At 30.5% G+C, this 3,880-nt stretch carries 4 protein-coding genes; 3 read left to right on the forward strand and 1 reads right to left on the reverse strand.

Annotation, left to right across the window (positions count from 1 at the left end; translation table 11 throughout):
* Positions 1-549, reverse strand: a 549-nt coding sequence (locus DIU01_RS05535; protein WP_290832293.1) for a Pr6Pr family membrane protein, incomplete at its 3' end; no start/stop codon positions are given.
* Positions 550-694: 145 nt separating this feature from the next.
* On the opposite strand from DIU01_RS05535, the gene DIU01_RS05540 reads away from it, so the two are divergent.
* The 3 genes from DIU01_RS05540 to DIU01_RS05550 form a co-directional block, all read left to right on the forward strand.
* Positions 695-2,608 (forward strand): DUF294 nucleotidyltransferase-like domain-containing protein, encoded by a 1,914-nt coding sequence (locus DIU01_RS05540; RefSeq protein ID WP_290832295.1) that lies wholly within the window; start codon positions 695-697, stop codon positions 2,606-2,608.
* Between the two features lie 2 nt (positions 2,609-2,610).
* Positions 2,611-3,207 carry an exonuclease domain-containing protein gene (locus DIU01_RS05545; protein ID WP_290832296.1) on the forward strand — a complete coding sequence of 199 codons (597 nt, stop codon included), beginning with the start codon at positions 2,611-2,613 and terminating at the stop codon, positions 3,205-3,207.
* On the forward strand, positions 3,207-3,880 hold a 674-nt coding region (locus tag DIU01_RS05550; protein WP_290832297.1), incomplete at its 3' end, for a GDSL-type esterase/lipase family protein. The genes DIU01_RS05545 and DIU01_RS05550, both read left to right, overlap by 1 nt.

Consider the following 3,880-nt stretch of genomic DNA (forward strand, 5'->3'; position numbering starts at 1 on the left):
AGAATTTAAAAGGACCTTATTAACTCCCAAGTTTCTAACGTGTAAAAAAGGATAAGGATAATTACCAGAAAAATAGCCGCGAATCATAACAACAACTATATATAGCGTTGGAAATAATAACCAACCAAAAATACTCTGATAGTTGATTTCTTTTTTCGAAAATTTAAAATACCAAAATAAAATATAAATAATCGGAATTACTAGATGAAGAAGTTCGTCGGCTACTTTATCCCAACCTTTTGACTGCCAAATAAACCTTAAAATGGTATTGTAAACAAATCCAACCACAAAAATATAAACCGCGATTGCAACTTGTGTATTGGGTTTATTGAAAAATTGAAAACTATTTTTTGGTTGCAACCAATTTGCAGTAAAAACTAATGCAACCAAAATATTTGTCAAAATTGTAAAAAACGTAAAAAATCTAATAATTGTCTCAAAAATTGATGCTTGTCTATTAATGATAATCAATATTAATTGTAAAATTACTGTAAACCAACATAGTATCGATAAAAAAGCACTTACATTAATGGATTTATTGTTTACCATTTTTAAAAATTTGAATGGTAAATTTAACTAAAAAATAAATAATTTGTAGTACAAAATCGACACTATTTATTCTCATTAAATCTTTATCTTTACTAATTTTGCAATCTAACCTATTTTTTATATTTTTATAAAAACAACATTGATCATGAGTAATGCCATTTCACAGCGTGTAGCCGACTTTTTAAAAGAACACGAGCCATTTAATTATTTGCCTTATGAAGATTTAATTCAAATTGCTAATACCATCAGGGTTATCAATTTGGAAAAACACAAATCATTGTTTCAAATAAATGACACTTTGCACGATTGCTTCTATGTAGTTGCTTCGGGTGTGGTTCATTTAACTGTTATTTCTGATGCTGAAGAAACTTTGCTCAATAAATGTTATGCTGGTGATATTTTTGGATTACGACCATTTTTTGCAAAGAACAACTATCAAATGACTGCAAAAGCTCGTGAAGAAAGTATAATTTATGCAGTTCCGATTGCAACTTTCAAACCGTTTGTGGCTCAAAATGTAGAAGTTTTAAATTTTTTACTGGAAAGTTTTGCTGTAAACACCAAAAATAGTTTAGATAATCAAAACAACGGATTAATGTCTGATAATGTTGGATATTCTGACAGTCAATCAGATATGATGTATTTTCAGTCGTTGAGTTACAATAAAACGCCATTAAAAATTGGTGCAGATACTGCTATTAAAGATGCCGCTCAATTGGTTACCGAAAATATGGTTGACAGTGCAATTATCATCGATCAAAGTTACCCTATCGGAATTGTAACCGACAAAGATTTCCGTTCTAAGGTTGCAACTGGACGATTTCCTTTATCAAATTCTATCGATAAAATTATGGCCTCACCAGTGATTACAGTTACCGAAAATATTTCAGTTGCCGAAGCACAATTGGTTATGCTAAAACACAGTGTTTCGCATCTTTGTGTAACTATTGACGGAACAGATAAATCTGAAGTAAAAGGAATAATTTCTGAACATGATTTGGTAGTTGCTCAAGCTAATAATCCAGGAGTTTTGCTAAAAGAAATTAAGCGTTCGCAAACGTCTAAAGAATTAAAATTAGTTAGAGATAAACTAACTGATATCATTCAATCATCTATAAATAAAAACATTCCGTTAACCCATATTAATAGCATTGCAGGCGAAATAACTTTGGCAATTATTAAACGTGCTGTTGAACAATCGATACTAGATTTAGGTTCGCCTCCAGCACGATTTGCTTGGTTAAGCATTGGAAGTCAGGGTAGAAAAGAACAACTTTTATTAACCGATCAAGACAGTATTTTAGTTTTTGAAGATGTTTCTGCCGAAAAATACCGTGATGTTAAAGATTACTTTGTGAAACTGGCAAAAAAGACCACTTCTACTTTAGAAAAGGTCGGATTTGTTGCTTGTCCTCAAGGTCATATGGCGAGTAATATGCTTTGGTGTAAATCATTGACAGACTGGACAAAACAATACAACAGTTGGATGAATACTCCAGGTGAAAATTCTAATGAAATTAGTAGTGTTTTCTTTGATTATGAAATGGCCTTTGGTGAGCAAAAAATTGAAGATGCCATAACGGAAACCATCTTTAAAAATGCTAAAAACAATGTGCTTTTCTTTGATTATTTAGGAAACGATGCTTTGAAAAAACCTACACCTTTAAACTTTTTCAAGAAATTCAACCTTGAAGAAGATGGTGAAAACAAAGGCAAATTTGACATTAAAACAAGAGCATTAATGCCTTTAATTGATGGTGCACGATTATTGGTGATGAGTAATAACATCAAAGGAATTAACAATACCTATTTAAGATACAAGCAGTTGGCAATGGTTGATCCAAAGTTCTCTGAAGTGTATTTGAATTGTGCCGATTCTTTTTTAGTTCTATCAAAATTTAGAGCTGCTGAAGGATTAAAGAATGATAATTCAGGACAATACATCAACTTGGATGAGTTAAATAAAGTAGATAAAGAAAAATTGAAAAATGCCTTAGCTCCAATGCGAGAATTGGAAGAATTAATTAAAGATCGTTTTCAACTTACACAATTTTCATAATTATGCTCGACTGGTTAAAAAATATTAATAAGGAACATCCCGAATTTTGGAAAAATTACACTTCAAAATTCGATAAAAAATCAAACAGATACGTTTCTTTAAGTGTTGAAACTACTGGATTAAATCCGAATAAAGACGTGATTCTTTCTTTTGGTGCAATTGCTGTAGTTAATGATACTATTTTAATTGGAGACACCTTTGAAATTGCCATTCCGCAATATAAATATCTGCATGATAACGGAATTACAAATGATTTTTTGTTAGAAAGTGCTCAACCAAAATTAGCCGAACCAGCAGCAATAGAAGCTTTTATTAACTATATAGGAAATGCTACTTTGGTTGGACATCGAATTCATTTTGATGTAGCAATGATTAATGAAGCTTTAGAAAAATTGGCTTGTGGAAGATTGAAAAACGAAGCTTTAGACATCGAAATTATGTATAAAAAACTACATGATATTGGCGATAAAAATTTTTCTTTAGACGAATTAGCAAGTTTGTTTAAAATTCCTAAAACGGAACGAATTTCTACAACTGATGATGCTTTTACAATTGCATTATTATTTTTAAAATTAAAATCAAGACTTAAATTACAATAATGAAAGTTGATTTTAAGGTAATTGTTATTCACATAGTTATACTTGCTTTCACACCTTTACTTAGTTTCTGTCAAAATGATGTTATGAAAAATGATTGGGCAAATTTAAAAAAATACGATTCAGAAAATAAGGAATTACAATCCAATATTTCATCCAATAGAATTGTTTTTATGGGCGATTCTATAACCGAATTTTGGAAAGTAAATGATTCGAGTTTCTTTGATAAATCAAAAATAAACAGAGGAATTAGCGGACAGACAACGCCTCAAATGTTACTTCGTTTTCCTCAAGATGTGATTAGTTTAAAACCAGAAGTTGTCATTATTTTAGCTGGAATAAATGACATTGCAGAAAATACTGGTCCGATTTCTAATGAAGGAATTCTAGAAAATATAATTGCTATGTCGGAATTGGCTAAAGCAAATAATATCAAAGTCCTTTTATGTTCTATTTTACCAGCCAACAGATTTAATTGGAATCCGAAAATTGCACCAGCACATCGAGTTATTGAACTTAACAAAATGATTCAATCGTATGCCAACAAGAATAAAATTATTTATGTAGATTATTTTTCACAAATGGTTGATGATGAAAATGGTTTGCAAAAACAATACGGCGAAGATGGCGTTCATCCCAATAAAGAAGGTTATGAAGTTATGAAATCCATTGTTAT

Source organism: Flavobacterium sp. (genome assembly GCF_003525665.1).
In the GTDB taxonomy this organism is placed as follows: domain Bacteria; phylum Bacteroidota; class Bacteroidia; order Flavobacteriales; family Flavobacteriaceae; genus Flavobacterium.

Coding starts and splice junctions, on each gene's coding strand:
- DIU01_RS05540 (WP_290832295.1), top strand. CDS start 695: ATGAGTAATGCCATTTCACAGCGTGTAGCCGACTTTTTAAAAGAACAC.
- DIU01_RS05545 (WP_290832296.1), top strand. CDS start 2,611: ATGCTCGACTGGTTAAAAAATATTAATAAGGAACATCCCGAATTTTGG.